We start from the raw sequence: 22,667 nt of genomic DNA, 5'->3' as shown, positions 1-22,667 counted from the left end.
TAGCTTTATAAAATCACTTAATCTGAGCAACTAATTTGATAAAAGCAATTAATGTGAGCAAGCTCGTTTTTATAAAGTCATTTATTGTGAGCAGAAAATGACGGATAAATGCGAGCAAACCGATTTATAAATGCAAGCAACTGCAGTTAATGGGCAGACTTGCTCAATACGGGGGCTCAGCCTAAATAATGTGAAGATATAAGGAGAAAGTTCCGTTGTTTTAAAAAGTTAGGAACATGTAAAGGTAATATGTCCATTTAGTTCTTTCTAAATGATGTTAGCTAAAATTTCAAATTCAAAAAAATGCCAGATTTTGTTGTTTTAACCTTAAAAATAAGGTCAAAATTAGATGTTTTTATCGAAATGGCGGCTAAGTGGTTTTAAAGGTGAAAGCCATTTACAGGTATTTTTATTTGTTCGCTTACAGAAAATCAATAAGTTAAAAAACTAACATCAATTAGGCTGAACACCCCTCAATACTATCATTCCTGAGTTAAATTCATCCTCGATAAACTCAAGTCCAAATTCATCTTTGAGAAAACTTATCATTCCATTTTTTAAAATATTATTGCCATGGTATCCAGTTATGATCGATGTTATTTGGGGTTCATTGTTTTGTTTGTGGTAACAAAATAATAGTTTTGCGAAAGCTAATGGAACACCTTGAATATGTGTACCATTGCCTGAGTGTCCTTCGAAGATTTTATCCATATGCAAATCGATACAATGACTCATTAAGCCAACATTTTTTTTATATATTCCTTCTGTTATCCCTTTATCAATCATACTTGCGAAATTATCTTTTTCAAGCGGCGCAAGATGAGCATGCACTTGTAAAAAAGTACTCATGTCACATTTGTTCATTATTTTTTCTAAATACCACATTCCAGTGTCAAAATCCTTAGCCTTAATACATACTTTAATAAAGGCATTGTAAATGGCAACATCAGGCTTGATGCCCCATTGTTGTATTAAGCTGGTTGTAGCTGTATCGCTATCGCCCAAAACCAATGATTTGGCTTCTGTAAAACGCACCATTTCAGCGCAGGCCGTCAGCAAATTCAGGCAGGTGATTGAATCTGCCTTTAGTGATAGATGAGGTGCCATCACGGGCTTATCACCACACACCAGTTGCCAAGCACTATCAAACTGGCCAGTTTTAGCGCATACCGTGATAAAGGCACTGTAAATGGCAACATCAGGCTTGATGCCCCATTGTTGCATTAAGCTTGCTGTATCGCCATCACCATCACCCAGCACCAATGATTTGGCTTCTGCATAACGCCCCGATTCAGCACAGGCCGTCAGCAAATTCAGGCAGGTGATTTGATTGGGTTTTAATGATAAGTGAGGTGCCATCACGGGCTTATCACCACACACCAGTTGCCAAGCACTATCAAACTGGCCTGTTTTAGCGCATACCCTGATAAAAGCATTGTAAATGGCTACATCAGGCTTGATGATCCACTGCTGCATTAAGCTGGTTGTAGCTGTATCGCCATCGCCCAACACCAATGACTTGGCTTCGGTAAAACGCCCCGTTTCAGCGCAGGCAGACAGCAAATTCATGCAGGTGATTGAATCTGCCTTTAGTGGTAGATGAGGTGCCATCACAGGCTTATCACCACACACCAGTTGCCAAGCACTATCAAACTGGCCAGTTTTAGCGCACACCGTGATAAAGGCATTGTAAATGGCAACATTAGGTTTGATATCCCACAGTTGCATTAAGCTGGCTGTAGTTGTATCGCCATCACCCAACACCAATGATTTGGCTTCGGCGTAATGCCTAGTTTCAGCGCAGGCTGCCAGCAAATTCATGCAAGTGATTGAATCTGCCTTTAGTGGTAGATGAGGTGCCATCGCGGGCTTATCACCACAAACCAGTTGCCAAGCACTATCAAACTGGCCCGTTTTAGCGCATACCGTGATAAAGGCGCTGTAAACGGCAACATCAGGCTTGATGTCCCACTGTTGCATTAAACTGGCTGTAGCTTTAGCTGTATCGCCCAACACCAATGATTTGGCTTCGGCATAACGCCCCGCTTCAGCGCAGGCAGCCAGCAAATTCATGCAGGTGATTAGATTGGCTTTTAGTGGTAGATGAGGTGCCATCACGGGCTTATCACCACAAACCAGTTGCCAAGCACTATCAAACTGGTCCGTTTTAGCGCATACCGTGATAAAGGCACTGTAAATGGCAACATTAGGCTTGATGCCCCATTGTTGCATTAAGCTGGTTGTAGCTGTATTGCCATCGCCCAACACCAATAATTTGGCTTTTGCATAACGCCCCGCTTCAGCGCAGGCCGTCAGCAAATTCATGCAGGTGATTTGATTGGCTTTTAATGGCAAATAAGGTGCCATCACGGGCTTATTACCACACACCAGTTGCCAAGCACTATCAAATTGGCAAGTTTTAGCGCATACCGTGATAAAGGCATTGTAAATAGCAACATTAGGCTTGATGCCCCATTGTTGCATTAAGCTGGCTACTGCTGCATTGCCTAGCACCAATTTTTTGCCATCTGAAAAATTTAAATTTAAATTAATTAATTTCAGTAATAGTGTGCATGTTTTCGATTCATAGGACGATTTAAATCGTGTTATGTCACTAAAAACGCCGTCGAAATTAAATGAATGACTGTCAGAAAACTCGGCCGCTTTGTGTAACAATTTATGGATTAATCTTATGTCCCATGATGTATCCATGACCTGTTTGTCGTTTTTTAGGGTGTTAATGATTTCAATAAGCTGCGAAAGTTTAGTGCAACCACCAATCAATACATTTAACTCAATACCCAGTTGATTTTTGGTTTTCTGTTTAAGTTTCCAAGAGTGAATAAGCTCACTGGTCTGAGTAAAAAAAGAATCAGGGGAGGAAGGTGGTTGCTTTATTTGCTTGGTATATCGAGTGTTCGATTTTGGAGTGATGGAGCGGGGCTCAGTTGCAAAGCGTCGGCAAGCATCACTTGGCTTCTTACAATAATGAGCTTTTTGTGTGCGAGAGTTAGAGCGAGTCGACGATGATTTATTGTTGAAAAAATCATACAGCTTTTGTCTATCGGTTTTGCTTAATCTTTGATAACCCTGTTGTAAGTTTTCATCATCATCAAACCTTGAAACCTCAAAGTTAAGATAAGATACGGCTTCGCTTGGGTATTCTTGGAGACTTTTGAGCATGAATCTATATATTGATCCATGCTCAGCTGGAGTGCGCACTGTCGCCATCACATTACTCAATAAGTGAGTGAATTAACAAGCAAAAAATAACGCACTGAAATGATAAATACAAAAATATTCAGCTTTAAGGCATTCTATAAATGTATAACAGAAAATTATCCACCGTACAGGGGAGCCGTTTCATAGCTCATTGTTGTACCTAAGACTCAAACAAGAAATAATGAAATTGAGTGTAAATTGGTTTTTCCCCTTCCTTGCCAACTTGGTCGGCTGGCGCATTTTTGCCCCAAAGTGAGCTTGATTGACATGGTGAAGTGTACAGATGATTCACACCTTAGCGTGTGATCTGCGCTTGGCAGAAGCTGTTCGAAAACAACGATACATAAATGTATGCGATGTGAACCACCTGAAGTATTGAGTCTAAGGCATTTAGTAAGGGCTTCGCAATTCCTTTTTCATTAATATTTGAGCCAAGTTATCTCGTTGCCATGTAAAGAACCACTCTCGGCTTTTAAGGTATCCGAATACCGTATCATTTGATGCTGGCAGTCCTAACTTGGAACAAATAATACCAAATAACGATTGTTTAAATATTTCACCAAAGAACGGGTTAGAAAGGCTATCGAACATCATACAAGTTAAATCAGTAGAACTCCTTATTTGCTCGCTATCACTTGCCGTGAATACTTCTAATATTTCTTTCTCTATAAACGAATTTATCTCACTATGCTCAGCCTTATCTTCAATAAAACTAGAAAATACCATTAATTGAAAATATCCAAGTTGCGCACCTTCTTTTTTTATTAACTTGCTTTGCTCATCTCGCTCTAGATCAAATAGATCAATTAATTTAGATTCTGAAATAGGATAATCGTCAAAATTTGTTCTTATAGAAACCAAAAGGTTCAAAGTTTCAATTGAGTTGGCCTTACCTTTATCTTTCATTTTGGAAAGCAACAACACAGATTCGTCGTATATTTTCTTACGGACGTTATCTTTAAAAGACACATGAGTAACCTGTGTGATGGTATTCAACCTGACAACTATTTGAGTAATTATGTAAGTTGTTCTGACTCGAATATCCATGCTGTAAATAAAAAATGAAATTTCTAAAACAAATAATAGTAATTTAAGTAATTGCTCCGTATTATTTTTTGCCAGCGACGATTTAACTCTTTCATCCTCAAGTATGCGATAAAGCTTTCGTCTTACCTCACCAAGCGTATAGCCACTTAAACTCTCATAACTCACGTCATTATCTTTAACGAGTCTTTTTAAGTTTTTTATGAATCTGTTTGCTTCCCTAGATGGATTGATAGACTTGATAAAAGAAGCATCTTCTTTTTTCTCATGCTCTTCAGTTAATAGACTTTCAAAAGTCTTTGAAACCAAGTCTTTTGCATCCATTTTGGCAATAGTCAATCCAGTAATAAATGGCACTTCAACAAACTCAGTTTTTGATTCGTTCACAAACAGTTTGAATTCTTCTAGCTCCCCTAAAACTACATCAAATATTTTCTTTGCTGTAGGTTGGTTCTTTGTATAAAGGAAATAATCGTCTACATAACGTCTAACTGTGTAGTCGCTGTCAAACCGCAGTTTTAGCTTGCTTTTCACCTTCTCGATAATATTAAGATCGATACGTTGTAAAATAACTTCTGCAAATATCCTAGAAAATTCTGGGCCTATTATTATTCCACTGTCTTCATCCTCATTAGCTTTTAGCATCAATTTCTCAAACTGCGCTTCCACTGAAAAATATTGCGAGTAGCGTTTAGCAAACTCTTTACCTTTTACAGCCCAGCCAAAGCTAGGAACAAATATATTGTGGAAGCATTTAGAGATATCAAACCTTGTTAAGTGTTCAAACTTTTTTTCTATTCTGTGTGATTCATAGGAATCATAATACTTATACAGGAAGTTGTATTTCTTATAGGTAAAGTAAGAGCTTGCAAAGTTCGATTCCTTTTCAAAACCTTCTTTTTCGATCTCTACACCTTCACGTGCTTCTGGCTCTGAATAATTAACAAGTTCTTTTTCGTAGAATCTAGAAGCAACACGACTTGGCGCTCGCAAACTCATTGGGCTTCTTGAGCAAAGCTCTGTGATTAATGAGTCATAATCTCTGTATAAGTTCGAAATCTTAATTTGAACCGCAGGATGCGGTACTGACAATAGTCTTTTACTTTTTGAGTTCTTATGAATTCTGTAGTTGTATGGTTTCGTATACTTCTCATAGCCAAAGAAGTTTTTAATGAAGTTGGCGATTGCTGGATTTACTGAGCTTGAAGGAACCTCTTGCTCTTTGAGATAATAGTAAACACCTTCATTCAAAAAGTTAATAGGAACTTCATAAGGCAAAGTATCAGTAAGTATGACTCTAAGGTGGTCGTGTTTATCAATTTTAACCTTTCCCATTACCAACACCTCTTTATTTTTTTATTTAAGTCGTTGGTAAAGCTGTTCATCATTCTATTTTTAAAACCAAATTGAAAAGATATAGCTTCGATTTGTTTAAGCCTAACGTTGTTTGTAGCGCCACCATGATTTTTTATTAGCTGCATAGCAGAATTGGCAGGCTCTTTACTTGAATTGATAAACTTCTGATAAAAAGCATCCAGTTCTTTCAACTGAGAATGGTCATTTATTAGAGGATAGTTATAGTAAATACCTGATTTTAATTTAGTCCTTTCAATATCGCCGATAATGTATTGATTAGCGCTTAAAAATTTCAGTCTGGCTAACAGAAGGTTATACCTTCTATCTTTGGAATAAGCACGAAAAGCTTTGCGAACACGCTCTTTTACTTTATTAACTTTTTTATTACTTATAAATACTTGAACTTTTCTCTCGACTCTTGGCTTGCAGGAGTAATTTTGTATCCTTAATTTGTAGCCAAGATAGTCAATATCAGCCGATGATCCATTAGTAGGATCATTAAGTACAGTGTAAAAACTTTTATCAGTGTTTAGCGTAAGCTCTTTTGCAGAAGCCTTTAGCCTTTCCTTCATCATAGATTCAAGCTGGGCTTGGTCACCTGAGTAAAACGCTATGATGTCGTCAACATACCTAGCGTAAAAGTAAACTTTGCCATCAAGCTTCATTTGCTTATCAAAATGACGAATTCTAATTTCTGATAATGTAGAACTAAGTGACATTCCTCTAGGTAGCCCTTGAATTCCTTGGCTAGCAAGTTGTGTATCCCATTGCTTCAACACCATTCTATTTTGGTGTGATAGCAGCCATTCTTCCGTAATGAATTTAACAATGGATGTTCGATCTAATGATTCATAAAAGTCTTTAATATCAAGACGAGCGATGGTAACTGGCTGAGAGTCTTTGGCTAAAGCTATTGTCTGTTTGACTATGGCATGTCGATCAGATGGTCTAACTTTAAAAAGTCGGCGAATATTGTCATTTAGTTTTTTAGCAACAAGCTCATCGGCGGCACTCGCAAATGCCCAACCATCTTTACCCTTAAATGATTTTTTTGAGAAACAAGAAAATTGGTACTCGTCATCAGTTAATTTTCCTTCAATTTGCTCATAGGTATCAGCAACAAAATTGCTATATTCAGTATCAGGTTGAAATTTTTTCCATGTATTAATACCCAAAAGCTTTATAGCTTTTTCAGAAACTGATTGATCTAGCATGTCAAAAACCTTTTCTTTTTATTGTTGCTGTTGTTGCTCATCCTTTGAGACCACCAAAGCTAAATAGTTATAATAAACAGCTTCTTCTAAATGGTTCTTAAATACTTGAGAGCGCTTTAAAAATTGATATGCACAAAAAGCTAATAATACATTTATCGCAATATTGATAGCGTCGTATTTGAAAACAAACCAGTTGATTATAAATAGCAATGCTAGCAACACACTCATACTTCGATAAAAGCCAAATCTAGCTAAGAAGATATCGTGATTTGAATTCTGAAATTTAAGCTCGACAACTGCTTTACAATACCTATATAAGTTAGCTGAACCAATGTCCTCATCAGGAAGGTGACTCTTGATTGTATTGACTAAGGATTCTTTATTTCTAATGTTCCTTGGCTTAAACCAACCAAGCTTTTCGATATGTTTAACTAACCAATTTGCAATTGGCTCAATAAACATTCCGAACAACAAAAATGCTATTGGAATAACGATTACTATGCTTCCAGAAAAGTCTTTTAAATTTTTTGCCCAACTCGGGAAGGGAATAGATAAGCCATAAAATATGTAAAATGCGGCTGCGAAAGATGCAAAACACCCTACGGTTAAGTAAGTGCCAAAATCCCAAAATGATAATTTTCCCTTTTCAAACATAATTATTTAGTCTCATAATTTTTGTTATTTTCAGCCTCTGAATAGGCTGTGTAATATAGCTACTAAAGCTCTTTAGTCAATCTTAACAAGATTAGATATGAGCTACTACAGATCAAATGATTGTGAAAAACTTGGAAAGCGCTACATTGAAAATTTTGGTCACTACCTAGAATGACGGGCTGAAACGTTTATGTCCAAATCCGTGTTTCGTTCGGTACGATACTTTCATTACTTATTTTATCTTATTAACTCCATAAACCTGCATCGAGTGTTGCTTCCCTTTTAATTTTATTTGACCGAGATCTTTAAGATCGAAGTCTTGTTGTTGGCTATCAAACCTCATGGCAACTGCAGCTGATACTAATAGTTGTTGAGATAATAGGCTACATTGATCTTGAAGACGTGCTAACGTGTTCAGAACGTCACTAAAAAAGCTAATTTCTTGCTTTTGCACACCGACAACGGCAGTGACAACTTGTCCACAGTGAACGGCAGCTTTAAATTGCGGTACAAAGCCATACCGCTGCCGAAACTCTGTTCCATGCCAACTAAGAATTTGATTAAAGTCATAGTAAAGCTTTAAACAACGCTGATTCATCACTCCGTTTTTAACCGGCCAATGAATGAATACCGCATCTCCCATATAACGATAAATTTCGCCCCGACTTTGAGATACAGGATCCGCCAGCAGCTTAAAACAGTCTTGGATCAAACAGCTAAATCGATAATCTCCTAATGATTCGGCATGAGCGGTAGAATCGGTCATATCCAAGTAAACGAACAACCGTTGCTCGTAACGGGGTTTATGGTATTTTCCCAGACCAATGTTAATGAGTTCTTTACAGCCAATTAACAACATGGTTTGTTCGATAAATGCCAAGCTAAATCGAATGAAAATAAGGTAAATCAATAGTAATTGAAATGAGTGACTATTTATCACGTGGGTTGTTGAGATTTTCCATAAGGTTGCCATGTGGTTGTGAATGTGCCATAGCTCCATAAACTCAAACAAACTGGCGATACAGAGAGCACCAATGAGCAATAACAGCCCTTTTATGAATAAAGAACAAATATAAGGAAGACGAGAGAAAACACTAAAATCAACAACTAAGTTAGATATCCAATGTAAACAGCCAAAAATGATGCCTACATAAAACGCCAATGTTTTTAAGTCAGTTGTTGACGTTGCCCAATGTGGTAGAGCATCTGTTTGTGCATAGCGAAAAAATACAAAAATGGACATAGCAATAATCCAAGCTGTAATCGCAAATGCTAGTTTTTTTATTTGATGACTGATCCGCACGCAACTCTCAAACACATATAAATAAGAGGGAGCGTAGTTTATGTAATCTACATCTTCGTTGGCTAGTGCCAAGGCTGATTTAGATCAAGTTAAGTGTCAATTTCCAAAGGCATTCGCTAATAAACGTGTAGTAAATTGAGTTTTGAGATAAAAACCTCTGGGGTTAGTTAATTGAATGCTGCCATCTTCAGCGATGCTTTCAGTGAGCGCAGCACTGTTAGCGGCTTTCGGTCTGAGTTGCAATATTTCTCCATGCCTCGCTGTCACTTTAGTAACTTGACCTAGGGCAATGAGCTCCATGATTTCTTCCCAATCTTGTTTAAGTTGAGCAAGTTGGCTCGCATCTGGTTGCCACAAAAAAGGGCAGCCAATTCGCCTTTCAGCCACAGGAATATCACGCTCGCCTTCAATGGGTACCCATAGCACTTGTTTCAATTTATGAAAAAGCACGCTGTCAAAAAATGTTAACCCACTAATGTTAATAAGAGGTGCAACGGTAACAAAGGTAGTTTCTAACGGTTTGCCATAAGAGTTGATTGGGATCGTTTTTAACTCAACATCTAAGTGATTAAAATCTGGTTCTGACTTTGAGCCTGCATTTGCACCTAATTCGTGTTCAATGAGCTGACCTACCCAGCCTTTGTCACGACGTAAATTTTTAGGAACAATTTGATCGTTTAATTTTGCAAGTTGAGCAAATGTTAAGCCTGCCATTGAGTCGGCTCGGGCTAACAGTTCTTCGATACTTTGAGGTGAAGATTTCATTATGTGTTATTTGTCCTCATTACATAATGTTAATCATGGTAACAACGAAGTAATAGAATACCAATCTTGCTAATCGATTATGTTTAAATGAACGTGTGAAACAGGTGTGGTTAAAAAATGGTCGATAACGTATTTCGTGATTTTTAATGAATGAAAACGGGCTAATTTTATGAATATACAAGCGGTTAATGGCTAAATGATTAAATATTTAAACAGTAGTTTTAGATATTTTAATTTTTCCCTTATCTTTCACACACAGTTATCCACAGAAAATTGGGATAACTTTTATTTTTTTCATCATATAGCCCATAAAGTCGCTTCGGTCAATGTGAATTATCGATATTTCGCAGCTAAATCAAAAAAAATATTTTAAGTTTGTGTATATGTTTTACTTGATTTTTTACAGTAAAAAGTTCTTTCAAATTCTGGTTAATAAGTGAGCGTTTAAAGGTTTTACTTCGTTGGTGTTATTTTTATTTTTCTATAAATTATTGTATTTTAAGTGTTAATTAACTTGATTTTACGGGGTGACTTTCGGTTTTTATACATCGTTTTGATTACATATTTAAGCTTGTCTTGAGTTGCAAACATAGATATCCACAGATTTTGTGGATAAGAAAATTTTAAAATCTGACTAATGTTGATAACTTTTGATTTTTTACATATTTATCCAGAAAAACAGATAAAAGCTAGATTTGCTGCCGACCAAGCTTTATGAAACAATCAGTTTATATATTTGTAATAAAATTGGAGTCCATGTGATTGATAGCGACGGCTTTCGCGCAAATGTGGGCATCATTATCTGTAACAAATTCGGCCAAGTCATGTGGGCGAGAAGGTTTGGTCAACATTCATGGCAATTTCCACAAGGTGGAGTCGACGATGGCGAGTCAATTGAACAAGCTATGTATCGCGAATTGTATGAAGAAGTTGGGTTATTGCCTAAACACGTTAAAATTTTGTCAATAAGTCGTTCGTGGTTACGTTACCGATTACCAAAACGGCTCGTGAGGCAAGATCGTAAACCTGTTTGTATTGGCCAAAAGCAAAAATGGTTTTTGTTGCAACTTAATGATCATGAAAATGTGATAAACCTTAATGCGTCAGGTCATCCTGAATTTGATGACTGGCGTTGGGTTAATTATTGGTATCCAGTAAGACAAGTAGTATCCTTTAAGAGGGATGTGTATCGTAAGGTAATGAAAGAATTTGCGCCGACTGTGTTATCTTTTCAGCAAAAAGATGGCCAGCGTAATGGTTGGAAAAAACGAAGGAACTAGTTTGCTCCACAAGTAAATGTCAATGAGTAGAGAGGAAATTGTATTTTAATGGCCAAAGGATAGTGCCAATAGGAGACAACAGTTGTTAAATACGCTTAAGAAAATAAGCCAAGAAATGGCTTCCTCTCAGAATTTTGAGCAGGCATTGAACATTTTGGTAACTAAAACAAAGTTAGCCGTGAATACGCAATGCTGTTCAATTTTCATGCTTGAACAAAATCATTTAGTGTTATCTGCTACTGATGGATTAAAACAATCAGCAGTGGGTAAAGTCAAAGTACCTATATCTGAAGGCATTATTGGACTTGCGGCTCAGCGGGAAGAGCCTGTTAATATTGCGGATGCAAAATTACACCCGCGTTTTAAGTCATATCCTGCCATCAAAGAAGATGACTTTCGCTCCATTCTATCTGTTCCTATTATTCATAAAAAACGAGTCTTGGGTGTGATCGCTGTTCAGCAAGTTGAGCCACGTCAATTTACTGAAAACGAAGAAGCGTTTTTAATTACTATCGCCGCACAAGTGTCGCAGGCTATTGGTGGTTTAAAACAGAAAGAACTCGTTAAGGCTTCGCGCAAGCAAGTGTTTTTCGAAGGTGAGTCAGCTGCCACGGGGATTGCGATTGCGCCAGCGTTAGTGCTTGGCGGACAAATAACTATCGAGCAGCCGGACACCCCAGCCGTCGATATTGATATTGAATACCAGCGTTTATGTGCTGCGATAACTCGAACAAAAGCCATGCTCGATGATGTTTCTCAACGTTTCGATAACGAAAATGATGAAGAAGTATTATCTATTTTTACTGCACTGAAATTATTGTTAGACGATGCAAGTCTCGGTGGCGAATACGAACGTGAAGTGATGTTGGGCTGGAGTGCTGAGTCGGCGGTAAGCCGAGTTTCACTTAAGTTTATTCAACAGTTTTCAGAAATGGACGATCTGTATTTAAAAGAACGAGCGAGTGATATACGAGATTTAGGTCAGCGAGTATTGCGGCAGTTGATTGAACCTGGCCGTATGAAGCTTGATTCAATAGATAAAGTTATATTAGTTACTCGTGAAGCTGACGCAACGATTTTGGCCGAATTTCCTAGGCACAAACTTGTTGGCGTAGTCAGCGAACTTGGAGGGGTAAACTCTCACGCTTGTATTATGGCAAGGGCCCTGGGGATCCCTGCAATTGTAGGTGTTGATCAACTCCTTTTAGCCGATATCGATGGGAAGCGGTTGATCATGAATGCGCATCGAGGTCAGCTTGTTTTATCTCCAACAAAAGCCGTATTAAAAGAGTATCAAGAGTTACTTAATGCAGAAGAGTTATTAGAAAAAAAATATCTTGCGGAGATATTTGAACCAGCAATTACGCTAGATGGGAAAAAAGCACATTTATACATTAATGCTGGCCTGTTAAGCGGCATTCAAAATGAAATGGTTCGTGAAGCCGATGGCATAGGGTTATATCGTACCGAAGTCCCCTTCATGATGCAGCCAAGATTTCCTAGTGAATCAGAGCAGGTAGAGATCTATAAACAAGTGCTGGATGCAATGCCGAATAAGTCCGTCATCATGCGAACCCTTGATGTGGGTGGCGATAAAGCTTTGCCATATTTTCCAATAAGTGAAGATAACCCTTTCCTTGGATGGCGTGGTATTCGGTTATCGCTCGATCACCCTGAATTATTATTGATTCAACTTAGAGCAATGTTGCAAGCGGATCAAAATCGCGGCCAATTGCAAATATTGCTTCCCATGGTGAGCCAATTAAAAGAAATTGATTTATCGTTAAGTTACTTAGAACGTGCTTATGCTGAGGTACAAGCCGAGACAGGTAAAACATTTATTCGGCCAAAAATCGGCGTGATGATCGAAGTGCCGAGTCTTGTATATCAACTCGATCAAGTAGCGCAGCGAGTAGATTTCATCTCAGTAGGCAGTAATGACTTAACCCAATATTTACTTGCAGTAGATCGTAATAACCCTAGAGTAAACAGCTTGTACGACAGTTATTATCCCGGAGTGTTGAGGGCATTACAACGGATTATGTTAGACAGCCGTCAACATCAATTAGATGTAAGCGTATGTGGAGAATTGGCGGGCGAACCATTTGGTGCAGCCTTACTTTTTGCTATGGGTTGCAACAAGCTCAGTATGAATCACGGAAGTATCCCAAAAGTAAATTACATGCTCAGACGTGTTAATTTTGCTGAATTACAGTGTATCCTACGCCAAGCTCTTAAAATGGATGATGGCTCTCAAGTAAGAGAGTTGCTACTCGATTACTTTAATCAACAAAATATTGATATGATTTAGTTAGCTTCATAACCCAAACCTAAGCACTTTATTAGCAGCAAGTTACTATCAGAAGTAGCATCAGCAATAGTTGTTGTGCGGAGAAACAAATTGGATAGTTTAGTTTTTATTATTGGCACGTGTATGCTTTTGGGTACGCTTGTTGGATTTCTGGCGGGTTTACTCGGGATTGGTGGTGGTTTAATTGTCGTTCCAGCTTTACTCTACCTGCTTCCATTAGTTGGTATTCAAGAGCAATTTGTGATGCTTCTTGCCATTGCTACGTCACTGGCTAATATGGTTTTAACTTCTACATCCGCTGTGGCTGCTCATCATAGACGAAATAATATCTCTTGGAGTATCGCTAAAATTATGGTTCCTGGTGTGATCATTGGTGCATTAAGTTCAGGCACTCTTGCGTCATTGATTTCGGCTAACCAATTACAACAATTGTTTGCTGTATTTGTTATCTTGATGGCGATAAATATGGCGCGCCCAGTAAAGCCACAAGAGCAAGCCTTATCCTTGCCCGTGAATTGGCTGCTGTTTATCATTACGACTGCAATCGCCATGCTTTCAGGCATGTTAGGGATAGGTGGCGGAGTGATGCTCGTGCCTTTACTGTGCTTTTTTGGCCTTAAAATGAACCGCGCTGTCGGTTTATCTAGCCTTATGGGGCTTTGCGTTGCTATGGCTGGTAGCATTGGCTACATCATAGCTGGCTGGAATGTTGAAAACCTACCGGCTGGTACATTGGGCTATATTTATTTACCGGCGTTATTTGGTATCGCTTTTACTTCTATTTTAGTGGCTCCCATTGGCGTGAAAGCGGCAATGACTTGGCCAACATCAACACTTAAAAAAGTATTTTCTGTTTTATTAATCTGCATTGGTCTTGAGCTTGTATTTAGCTCTTTTGGCAGATAAATTATAATTGCATTAATTAGTTACTCATTAATTGGATCCTTTATGGCTTTTGAATTTCCTCAAATAGACCCGATCATGGTGCATTTAGGCACCTATGAATTGTTCGGTACCACGTTCGAACCAGCTTTACGTTGGTATGGTTTTATGTATCTCATTGGTTTTTTAGCGGCCATGCTTTTGCTTAATAGAAAAGCGGATCAATCAAATGGTGTTTGGAATAAAGAGCAAGTTTCAGATTTGCTTTTTTATGGTTTTCTTGGGGTGATCTTGGGCGGAAGAGTCGGTTATGTGTTGTTCTATCACTTCGACTATTTTATTGCTGACCCCTTGTATTTATTCAAAATCACCGAAGGCGGCATGTCATTTCATGGCGGGCTGATGGGGGTGATTGCGGCCATGTTGTATATAGCATGGAAACAAAAACGCCAGTTCTTCGCAGTAGCTGATATGGTTGCTCCAGTTGTTCCTATTGGGCTTGGTGCAGGTCGAATTGGTAACTTTATTAATGGAGAGTTGTGGGGCCGAGTCAGCGATGTACCTTGGGCAATGGTATTCCCAGGAGGAGGACCGCTAGCACGTCATCCTTCGCAGCTTTATCAATTCGCATTGGAAGGTGTTGCGTTATTTGTATTATTGTATTTGACAAGCAAACGGACTAATAAAGTCGGTGCTGTTTCAGGTATGTTTTTATTAGGCTACGGTGTTTTCCGCATTATTGTTGAAACGGTCAGAGAACCAGATTCACAACTGGGTTTTTACCTCGGGATCTTTACCATGGGACAAATGCTGTCAGCTCCGATGATGATGTTCGGGCTATATCTTATGTTTAGAAAACAAGGGCAGAAATAATGCAACAGTATTTAGATCTTTGTCAGAGAATTATTGATGAAGGTACATGGATTGAAAACAGCCGAACCGGTAAACGCTGTTTAACGGTAATAAACGCTGACATGATTTATCATGCTGATAAAAATGAAATGCCACTCGCTACCACTCGCAAAAGCTTTTGGAAAGCGGCAATTGCAGAGTTGCTAGGCTATTTAAGAGGCTATGATAGTGCGGCTCAATTTCGCGCTATTGGTTGCAATACTTGGAACGCCAACGCCAACGATAATAGTGATTGGTTGGCTAACCCTCACCGAAAAGGTGAAGATGATATGGGGTTTGTATATGGTGCGGTTGCGAGAAATTACCCAAAGCCTGATGGTGGCAGCGTTGATTTAGTCAGACAAGTTGTTGATGACTTATCGAAAGGAATAGATAACCGAGGCGAGATAATCACTTTTTATCATCCCGCTTCATTTCATTTAGGTTGTTTACGCCCTTGCATGTTTCAGCATCAATTTTCGATACTGGACAATACTTTGTATTTAAACAGTTATCAGCGAAGCCAAGATGTTCCGCTAGGTGGTAATTTCAATGCTGTTCAGGTATTTGCATTATTAAAAATAATGGCACAAATTACAGGGTTAAAACCGGGTAAGGCTTATCATAAGATTGTCAATGCACATATTTATGAAGATCAACTTGAGCTGATGCGCGATGTGCAACTAAAACGTGAGCCAATGACTTTGCCGCAATTAAACATTAACCCTAAGATTCAGTCTTTTGAAGATCTTGAAACATGGGTGACTTTGGATGACTTCGAAGTGACAGGTTATCAGCATCACGAGGCCATTAATTACCCGTTTTCGGTATAACGAACAATAGATGAGCTCTGCTGAATTTATTTTGATTAGTGCTATATCGTAAGGCATGAATTGTAGTTAAAAAACTGGTTTAGAACCGTTAAATAATAATACCAATTACAGTAATTAAATGCTCAATTCAGAGCTATGTATGCGCACAAATTACAAACGAAATTGGTGAAAACGTAGTTATTACCGACATACAAAGCTGTCGTTATTACATTGCTACGTTGAGATAATTTTGTGAAGTAATTTTTGCGAATACAAGCTCCCGAAGGGCAAGGCTAAAGGTTTCCATTACTGCGTTGCACGTTCTTAAATTATCCCGACAAAAGCACGAAGTGCGTTGAACGCCAGCTTTGTATGGCGGCCGTTAGGGTATATAGTACTTCGAACATGCGCCTTGTACTGAAAACCTTTATTTCTTGCTGAGTGAGAGATTAATTACTGTAATTGGTATAAAAAGGGATTTTATGAAACTTCGACAATGGATAATGGTAAGCGTTATACCACTATGTGGTTGTGGCGTTAATTTAAATAGTGGTTTTATATTTGATATTCCTGTTGATCCAACAATGATTGAGGCTGACTTTGAAGCTTCGGACGAGCTTGTTGGCTCAGGGCATAAAGTCGCTGAAATTTGGTCAGCATTGTCAAAATTTGAAGTCGCAGCTCGGTGTAAGAAATTGAGCCAGCTCTATGTTATGAATACGGAAAAAAACAGTTACTATGCGAGTTGTAATCGGCAATCATTGAAATATACCTTGCATGAAACAGGTAATGGATATCAAGTTCAAGCTGTAACAGAATCCCCAAATATTTTGTAGTTTTGAAGGTAAAAAGGCGACATCGTATCGCCTTTTTACCTTCGTAAAACACTCACAAATACACTGCTAAGTTAATTATAAGCTGAAGTTAACGTTCGCCATCAACCAGAATTTCTGAGTATCTGTGGCTAAATCATCGGCATTATAATCTGCATATTTGGCAAGCAAAGTTGTTGTTTTGTGAACTTTATAAGTTGCAACTAAATCAATTTCGCTACCGTAATTTTGATCGCCTTCAACGGCATCAAATTGATGATAGAAGCCGGCGACGGCAACAGGACCTATTTTGGTTGCAATCTTACTGTAATAGTCTTTTACACCGGTTTTGGGTGTACCTAAGAACTTATCGGCAAAGCCTTGAAATTTGTGCGCTGTTGCGAGTGGCGTACTGAAACCATAATTGCCATTATCACTGCCGAGTTGCTCTAAACCTACAGTGACATTAAACATAGCTAATTTCATTGTGCCATCTATTGCAAAATAGTTTGCATCAAAATCACCGTTTGACTGGGTAGCAAAGCTGGCGTGAGCTTTCAGCGAACCAAACTTACCGTTGTAATCGATGCCATAGGTGTCATTAGAATTAGCCCAGCTGTCATCCTCCAACAAGTAGGCGAAACCTGTAAACTTGTGATCTTTATTCAGCTTATAGTGGGCATTAATGAAATGAAAGTCACCGTCAAGACCACGTTTTGGACCATCAGGACCAAAAATACGGCTAACGTAATAGATGTAGCTGTAATCGACAGAAAGTGCATCGTTAAAGGAATGCTGTCCACGAATACCATCATAAGTTTGTTCGTTTTGTCGCCATGCAACACCACCAACAAAACGTTGATTATTTAGATTGATTCTTTGTCGACCTAACGTGACTGACGTACCATCATTTTTGTAAGTAAGGTTCAACTGGTTTAAGCTGGTTCCAGTTGGGTCGGCTACAACAGGGTAGCCTGTATTTGAACGGAAACCAGAAGCATCATTGTAGTCATCGGCACCAATGGTCGTGACATTGTCAACTTCCGCATTAAGCCTAAAGTGACTGACTTCACCACTTTTAAAGCTAATTCTACTTCTCAGGGTTGAAGCTTGTGCATCATTAGTTTGACCGTCTTGATCAACATTTTCAAAACGGTATCTGAAGTTTACTTTAGTTTCACTCCCTGCAATAAAGCCAGTATCATCAGCGGCAAAAGTGTTTGTGGCAGCGATACTACTCAGTATTGAAATGAATAGAGCAGACTTTTTAAAGCATGACAAAGCGTTGTTCATTATGATTACCCTCACCGTGTTAATTTCACTGTGGATCGATTCTGAATTTATGGTGTCACTATATTCAGGTTCTTCACTGATTGGTTTGACAAATATCAAGGTTCTCTAACGTTTTTTATTAAACTCATAGGTGTTTTGTTAATTGTGTGATTTAGGTACTAGCTCTCGTCACTTGATAAACTTAAATTAGGGTTCTAGCGATTTAGAAAGTACCAATCTTTGTCATGCCAGCTAAGGCTGGTATCCAGTGACTTTTATAGAAAAAGCAAAGGCACTAGACTACCGACACACAAAACTGTCGTTACTTCGTTTCCAGCCTGTACTGGAGTCTGTGTTGCACGTTCTTGAATTATCCCGACAAAAGCACGAAGTGCATTGAACGCCAGCTTTGTATGGCGGCCGTTAGGGTATATAGTACTTCGAACATGCGCCTTGTACTGAAAACCTTTATCTCTTGCTGAGTGAGAGATTAATTACTGTAATTGGTTTAACTAGGGAGTAAAGCAATTAACAATGTTGATGTGGCCAAAAGAGTAATGATCTGGATATAACTTGGCTTGCGTCCCTTTGTGTCCCCCTTATGGTCAAACTAAAGCCCACCTAATTATTCGGTTTAAATACCCAAGAGAAAAAATATTTGAATTTACAGTGGGCCGAGAAAAATAAGAAGGGCAAAATCGTATAACTCAATGCAAGAACTGCTTATTGTTATCAGTTTAACTTGTATTGGTTTATTCATGACAAAAGAGTTTAAGCTAAAAAATCATGCTAACAAAAAAATGAAAACACGCATGAATATTGTTAAGTGATGTTCAGTTAAAGTTCAGCTACTGCTGTCAGCTTAGGGGGTAAGATTAAGCCACTCCTACCCAAAAAATGCGAAAGGTAACGGTATGAATAAGTATAGATTAATGATTACAAGCATAGCGGCTCTGTTTGTTCCAACTTCAAGTTGGGCTACTGACTTACCTTGTGATGTTCACAGCGAAATGAAGCTCAGCAGTATAGCTGGGACATGGCATACCCAAGTACAGCACTTGAATGAAGCTGGAGACATAGTGATGCTAGATCAAGGTTGTAAACCCATCAATACCATTGAGCCAGGAACAGATATTAGCCAAAACATGCAGCAAGTGACGGCCATGAATGTTACTCCTGACTCGACTTTGGTCGTTGGGCACCAGCTTGGAAGGTCAGAAGATTTCGATACATCATTATTGTTTTCAATGGTGCAAGTGCTTGATAAAGGGCAAACTCATGACTCACCAACAAAAACCTGTTTATTCTACGTGGCCGCAAAAGGGCCTGCTCAACCAGTGACACGTATATTTGAACTCAATGGTGCGAAATGTACATTTATTAATGATATTGAGCACCTTACTTATAAATTTAATGCAGAATAGAAGACGCTAACGTGTAGCTAACAAGGATGTTTTTTCTAGATGCAATGCCGATATCACTCTTTTGCCTTTTCCATCACTCCAAACCGATAAAAACTTTTCGAAGCATATCGAGTAATTAGTAAAAACTAAATTTAATAGTACGCCATCGATACGATCAACAAACCACGGCCCCCTTGGATTGTTTTCTTCAAGCTGAATAAAAGCATCACACGCTAATTCTAGAGAGAAGTAATTATGCATATCGCACTCTCTGCAAAGGGTTCTAAAAATAGATAGCAAGGCTTGCTCTTTAGTTTTACAGCCCAGATCATATGTGTAATTTGCTGATAGCTGAGCTTCAATTATAGGAAAAGAAGCTCTTTTTGAGCACTGATTACTACTATCATATTGATTTAGCGGTGCTTCATCAGTAACAATAACAGATGCCACTGGTATTGCTTTAATCTGTTCAATGAGTTGAGGTTTAATTTTCTGGCCATATAGTTTAACGAGTGGTTCGAGATCTAAGTCATCACTGGATAAATCAGTATTGATAGTAATACCTGATACTTTTGAAAAAAAGAGTTTGGTTTTTGAGTCAGGATTAATACTAACAGAATCGGTAATCACGGTTGCTGCATCTGACTCTGATATTCTGAACTCTGAGCTACTAAACTCTGCCGCAAGATTAATGATAATCATCAATACCTTTTTTATATCTAATTTTTCTATTGATATGCTTCGCTCAACCAAACAGAATTTAATATGAGTTATTATATCGGCGTATTCGAGGTGCTCTTTACATACTGAACAATTTAACAATAAAGTATTGAGTTGTTGTCTTAGATTCAAATTTTGGTTTTCGATAATTTTTTTGTCATCAAATATATTTTTACATTCCCAGCATTCTTTTTGAAGTTTTGGAGCGCAATCTTCGCAGACATTGTGAGCCATAAATTGGCAAATACTTGTGGAGGTGGGTTTATCAGTGCAAATTGGACATAACTTTATATCATGATACGGAAATATTGCAGACCATGTTCGTTCATTTATTGTGACAGTTTGTAATTCAAATTGTTGTTTGTTATGCACAGCCTCAGTCATTGCTAAAAAAAGGCTCTGACTATCAGTAAGTTCAGTTTTTGTAAGCATAATTTACTTGCACTTTGATAGATGCTTATATTTTAAACATATTAATGTAGGAGAGTCTCATTAAGTTATTTTCACGTCTTTAATCGACGTGTTGTAATAAACGCTTCCGTTCAATAAATTAAAAATTCGACTAAGCTTGTAATTAATATCAATTAAAGGATAAACACACATGGAACTTGGCTCACTGGTTAATGCTCATAAAGAGTTATTCCCCGCTGATATGAATTCAATGACAGCAATGTTGGAAAGAAAACAAAGCTTTATTGCTCGAGCCAAACAAGCATTTTCTGATCCGCAATTAGGTCATTCTGTCGTGAATACTATGGCATTAGATGATCTTTTCGAATTGTGGACTGAGCTTGATTATCAAAAAATACAGAAAATGCATAAGTGGTATCAACAATGGCCGTCTCGATTATCAAAAGATCAAAAATTAGCAGTTATCTTTTTTGGGACATTTTCTATCGAAACGCTGAATATTAATGTCAGATCCGATGTGGCATTAAAGCAAGAGCTGTATTTGTTATGGCAACGTCATCAGGTGTTATTTAATGCCTTTAGTAAGGATGAAGTATTGAGCTTCATTCACCGAGTGATGCTAATGAGTGAGTCTCCGCTTGTACCAGATATTATCGGATGCAATGACGATGTTATGTTACGAGAACAAGCTTATCGATATTACGGTACTCGCTATAATGTGGCCGAAGAAGATCATGAACAACTCAGTCAAGATGCGCAGTTGTACGCACAGTTGATTGTGGAAAATGATGGCAAGCTCAAAGTCGGTAAAAAGAAAGCCCGTTCGCCTGAGTTAGTCACTATGATGACTGATGTTATGGAAACATTTAATCTTTCAAGACAATTTCATCGGAAAGTGTTTGGAAAAGAGATTATCAGACCAGACATACACATTAATAAGTGAGTTTTACAAAAGTAGAAAGTTAAATAATCTGGTTTTATTTAGAAAGTACTAATCTTTGTCATACCAGCGAAGGCTGATATCCAGTGACTTTTATAGAAAAAAGCAAAGACACTAATAGTCCATTCAAGAACAAATAATGACCGAATGGTTATATCCTAACAACTCCTGAACACAAGAAACACTGGAGTTGTTATGAGGGTTAAATATCACGTTCGTTTGAGTAATGAAGAACGTTCAATGCTTGAGGCTTTGATAAAGCAGAAGAAACCACGTGTTGCTCAACATAAGAAACGACACGCCCAAATTTTACTTGCTATTGATGAGAATAATTCGCCACTGACCAATCAACAGATTGCTAAAGCACTAAACATCTCACCACTTGCAGTAACGAGCCTTAGAAAGCGTTTTGTCGAAGAAGGATTAGAAGTCGCTGTGAATAGCAAACACAGCGATCAAGGCCGCAGACGCATAATGGATGGCGAAGCCGAAGCCCACCTAATTGCACTGGCCTGCTCTACGCCTCCTGAAGGACGTTGCCGTTGGACATTAAATCTTCTTAGAGACAAGATGATTGAACTCAAATATATCGATAACATATCAAGAACTTCTGTTCATTATGCGTTAAAAAAATGAACTTAAACCATGGCTTAAAGAAGAGTGGTTTATACCTAAAGAGGAAAACGCTCATAAATGGACGTACTTTTTTGGGCATAAAAAACGTGGAAAGGTAGCAACGGACGCCGCAGGAATACTGCCTGATTATAAAGGTATCCTCGTTCATGACCATTGGAAGCCTTATTTTAAATACGATTGTTTACATAGTTTGTGCAACGCTCACCATATCAGAGAGCTTGAATTTGCCTATGATAAAGAAAAGCAGCAATGGGCGAAGAAAGTACAAGATTTTCTTTATGAAACTCATGAGGAAGTAGAGAATAATGGCGGAAGGCTTGGCTATCAAAGAGCGAAACATAAATTGAAAGAATATCGAGCCTTGCTAAAAGATGCAGAGATAGAATGTCCTGAGCCACCCAAGATAGATGGGAAACGAGGAAGAACAAAAAAAGTAAAAGCCGAAATCTCTTAGAGCGACTACAAAATTACGAAAAAGAAGTACTGCGATTTATGGTTAACCCAGATGTTCCTTTTACCAATAACTTGGCAGAAAATGACATCAGGATGACCAAAGTTCATCAGAAAATTTCAGGTTGCTTCCGAAGCGAAGAGGGAGCGGAAATTTTCTGTGCGGTTCGCAGTTACATATCAAGTTGTCGCAAACAAAGTATCAGCGCATCAACTGCCCTACAACTACTGTTTACTGGGCATCTTCTCTATATTTTTGTTCAACAGGATGAATAGTTACAAAATAAAT

18 protein-coding genes and 1 pseudogene are annotated in these 22,667 nt (G+C 38.3%); 11 read left to right on the top strand and 8 right to left on the bottom strand.

Going from position 1 to position 22,667, the window contains the following annotated elements; genetic code table 11:
- Nucleotides 1-453: 453 nt before the first annotated feature.
- The 6 genes from E2I05_RS17240 to mutH form a co-directional block, all read right to left on the bottom strand.
- A complete protein-coding gene (locus E2I05_RS17240) occupies nt 454-3,231 on the bottom strand; it encodes a pentatricopeptide repeat-containing protein (RefSeq protein WP_121852891.1) in 2,778 nt (925 codons plus the stop codon).
- A gap of 381 nt (nt 3,232-3,612) precedes the next feature.
- Nucleotides 3,613-5,601, bottom strand: a complete 1,989-nt coding sequence (drt3b, locus tag E2I05_RS17235; RefSeq protein ID WP_121852892.1) for an antiviral reverse transcriptase Drt3b — start codon at nt 5,599-5,601, stop codon at nt 3,613-3,615.
- Complete coding sequence (gene drt3a / locus E2I05_RS17230; RefSeq protein WP_121852893.1) at nt 5,601-6,836, bottom strand: antiviral reverse transcriptase Drt3a; 1,236 nt, start codon at nt 6,834-6,836, stop codon at nt 5,601-5,603. The genes drt3b and drt3a overlap by 1 nt, the downstream gene beginning before the upstream one ends.
- Before the next feature lie 18 nt (nt 6,837-6,854).
- Nucleotides 6,855-7,490, bottom strand: a complete 636-nt coding sequence (locus E2I05_RS17225; protein ID WP_121852894.1) for a hypothetical protein — start codon at nt 7,488-7,490, stop codon at nt 6,855-6,857.
- A gap of 232 nt (nt 7,491-7,722) precedes the next feature.
- Nucleotides 7,723-8,733 carry an adenylate/guanylate cyclase domain-containing protein gene (locus E2I05_RS17220; protein WP_179952729.1) on the bottom strand — a complete coding sequence of 337 codons (1,011 nt, stop codon included), beginning with the start codon at nt 8,731-8,733 and terminating at the stop codon, nt 7,723-7,725.
- A gap of 156 nt (nt 8,734-8,889) precedes the next feature.
- A complete protein-coding gene (mutH, locus tag E2I05_RS17215) occupies nt 8,890-9,558 on the bottom strand; it encodes a DNA mismatch repair endonuclease MutH (RefSeq protein WP_121852896.1) in 669 nt (222 codons plus the stop codon).
- Between the two features lie 758 nt (nt 9,559-10,316).
- Here mutH and rppH point away from each other — a divergent pair.
- The 6 genes from rppH (at nt 10,317) to E2I05_RS17185 (ending at nt 16,570) form a co-directional block, all read left to right on the top strand.
- On the top strand, nt 10,317-10,838 hold the full coding sequence (gene rppH, locus E2I05_RS17210) for an RNA pyrophosphohydrolase (protein WP_121852897.1): 522 nt from the start codon (nt 10,317-10,319) through the stop codon (nt 10,836-10,838).
- An 82-nt stretch (nt 10,839-10,920) separates the two neighbouring features.
- Nucleotides 10,921-13,149 (top strand): phosphoenolpyruvate--protein phosphotransferase, encoded by a 2,229-nt coding sequence (gene ptsP, locus E2I05_RS17205; RefSeq protein WP_121852898.1) that lies wholly within the window; start codon nt 10,921-10,923, stop codon nt 13,147-13,149.
- Between the two features lie 90 nt (nt 13,150-13,239).
- Nucleotides 13,240-14,055 (top strand): sulfite exporter TauE/SafE family protein, encoded by an 816-nt coding sequence (locus E2I05_RS17200; RefSeq protein WP_121852899.1) that lies wholly within the window; start codon nt 13,240-13,242, stop codon nt 14,053-14,055.
- Nucleotides 14,056-14,097: 42 nt separating this feature from the next.
- Nucleotides 14,098-14,904, top strand: coding sequence for a prolipoprotein diacylglyceryl transferase (lgt, locus tag E2I05_RS17195; RefSeq protein ID WP_121852900.1), 807 nt, complete (start codon nt 14,098-14,100; stop codon nt 14,902-14,904).
- Nucleotides 14,904-15,755 (top strand): thymidylate synthase, encoded by an 852-nt coding sequence (locus tag E2I05_RS17190; protein WP_121852901.1) that lies wholly within the window; start codon nt 14,904-14,906, stop codon nt 15,753-15,755. The genes lgt and E2I05_RS17190 overlap by 1 nt, the downstream gene beginning before the upstream one ends.
- Before the next feature lie 461 nt (nt 15,756-16,216).
- The gene (locus tag E2I05_RS17185) at nt 16,217-16,570 is read left to right on the top strand and encodes a hypothetical protein (RefSeq protein ID WP_121852902.1); all 354 of its coding nucleotides are present in this window, start codon (nt 16,217-16,219) and stop codon (nt 16,568-16,570) included.
- A gap of 75 nt (nt 16,571-16,645) precedes the next feature.
- On the opposite strand, the gene E2I05_RS17180 is transcribed toward E2I05_RS17185, so the two are convergent.
- Nucleotides 16,646-17,839, bottom strand: a complete 1,194-nt coding sequence (locus tag E2I05_RS17180) for an alginate export family protein (RefSeq protein ID WP_133309764.1) — start codon at nt 17,837-17,839, stop codon at nt 16,646-16,648.
- Between the two features lie 893 nt (nt 17,840-18,732).
- On the opposite strand from E2I05_RS17180, the gene E2I05_RS17175 reads away from it, so the two are divergent.
- The gene (locus E2I05_RS17175; RefSeq protein ID WP_121852904.1) at nt 18,733-19,242 is read left to right on the top strand and encodes a hypothetical protein; all 510 of its coding nucleotides are present in this window, start codon (nt 18,733-18,735) and stop codon (nt 19,240-19,242) included.
- A gap of 6 nt (nt 19,243-19,248) precedes the next feature.
- On the opposite strand, the gene E2I05_RS17170 is transcribed toward E2I05_RS17175, so the two are convergent.
- Nucleotides 19,249-20,373: a hypothetical protein gene (locus E2I05_RS17170; RefSeq protein ID WP_121852905.1), complete on the bottom strand. Its 1,125-nt coding sequence runs from the start codon at nt 20,371-20,373 to the stop codon at nt 19,249-19,251.
- A gap of 169 nt (nt 20,374-20,542) precedes the next feature.
- Between E2I05_RS17170 and E2I05_RS17165 the strand changes: the two genes are divergently transcribed.
- From E2I05_RS17165 to E2I05_RS22800, 4 genes and pseudogenes are all read left to right on the top strand, one after another.
- Nucleotides 20,543-21,295: a hypothetical protein gene (locus tag E2I05_RS17165; RefSeq protein ID WP_121852906.1), complete on the top strand. Its 753-nt coding sequence runs from the start codon at nt 20,543-20,545 to the stop codon at nt 21,293-21,295.
- 192 nt (nt 21,296-21,487) lie between these two features.
- The gene (locus tag E2I05_RS17160) at nt 21,488-21,928 is read left to right on the top strand and encodes a helix-turn-helix domain-containing protein (protein ID WP_133309763.1); all 441 of its coding nucleotides are present in this window, start codon (nt 21,488-21,490) and stop codon (nt 21,926-21,928) included.
- A 31-nt stretch (nt 21,929-21,959) separates the two neighbouring features.
- On the top strand, nt 21,960-22,382 hold the full coding sequence (locus tag E2I05_RS17155; RefSeq protein ID WP_121855280.1) for an IS66 family transposase: 423 nt from the start codon (nt 21,960-21,962) through the stop codon (nt 22,380-22,382).
- A gap of 20 nt (nt 22,383-22,402) precedes the next feature.
- A pseudogene (locus E2I05_RS22800) lies at nt 22,403-22,654 on the top strand (IS66 family transposase); the annotation flags it as partial.
- Between the last annotated feature and the right edge of the window lie 13 nt (nt 22,655-22,667).

Source organism: Parashewanella spongiae, from assembly GCF_004358345.1.
GTDB lineage: Bacteria > Pseudomonadota > Gammaproteobacteria > Enterobacterales > Shewanellaceae > Parashewanella > Parashewanella spongiae.
The sequence above is the reverse complement of the archived record's forward strand: the minus strand, read 5'-3'. Positions and strand labels throughout refer to the sequence as shown.

Bases quoted from the DNA above. Each gene is read 5' to 3' on its own strand.
- E2I05_RS17240 (WP_121852891.1), bottom strand. From the start codon at position 3,231: ATGGCGACAGTGCGCACTCCAGCTGAGCATGGATCAATATATAGATTC.
- drt3b (WP_121852892.1), bottom strand. From the start codon at position 5,601: ATGGGAAAGGTTAAAATTGATAAACACGACCACCTTAGAGTCATACTT.
- drt3a (WP_121852893.1), bottom strand. From the start codon at position 6,836: ATGCTAGATCAATCAGTTTCTGAAAAAGCTATAAAGCTTTTGGGTATT.
- E2I05_RS17225 (WP_121852894.1), bottom strand. From the start codon at position 7,490: ATGTTTGAAAAGGGAAAATTATCATTTTGGGATTTTGGCACTTACTTA.
- E2I05_RS17220 (WP_179952729.1), bottom strand. From the start codon at position 8,733: ATGTCCATTTTTGTATTTTTTCGCTATGCACAAACAGATGCTCTACCA.
- mutH (WP_121852896.1), bottom strand. From the start codon at position 9,558: ATGAAATCTTCACCTCAAAGTATCGAAGAACTGTTAGCCCGAGCCGAC.
- lgt (WP_121852900.1), top strand. From the start codon at position 14,098: ATGGCTTTTGAATTTCCTCAAATAGACCCGATCATGGTGCATTTAGGC.
- E2I05_RS17190 (WP_121852901.1), top strand. From the start codon at position 14,904: ATGCAACAGTATTTAGATCTTTGTCAGAGAATTATTGATGAAGGTACA.
- E2I05_RS17185 (WP_121852902.1), top strand. From the start codon at position 16,217: ATGAAACTTCGACAATGGATAATGGTAAGCGTTATACCACTATGTGGT.
- E2I05_RS17180 (WP_133309764.1), bottom strand. From the start codon at position 17,839: ATGAACAACGCTTTGTCATGCTTTAAAAAGTCTGCTCTATTCATTTCA.
- E2I05_RS17175 (WP_121852904.1), top strand. From the start codon at position 18,733: ATGAATAAGTATAGATTAATGATTACAAGCATAGCGGCTCTGTTTGTT.
- E2I05_RS17170 (WP_121852905.1), bottom strand. From the start codon at position 20,373: ATGCTTACAAAAACTGAACTTACTGATAGTCAGAGCCTTTTTTTAGCA.
- E2I05_RS17165 (WP_121852906.1), top strand. From the start codon at position 20,543: ATGGAACTTGGCTCACTGGTTAATGCTCATAAAGAGTTATTCCCCGCT.
- E2I05_RS17160 (WP_133309763.1), top strand. From the start codon at position 21,488: ATGAGGGTTAAATATCACGTTCGTTTGAGTAATGAAGAACGTTCAATG.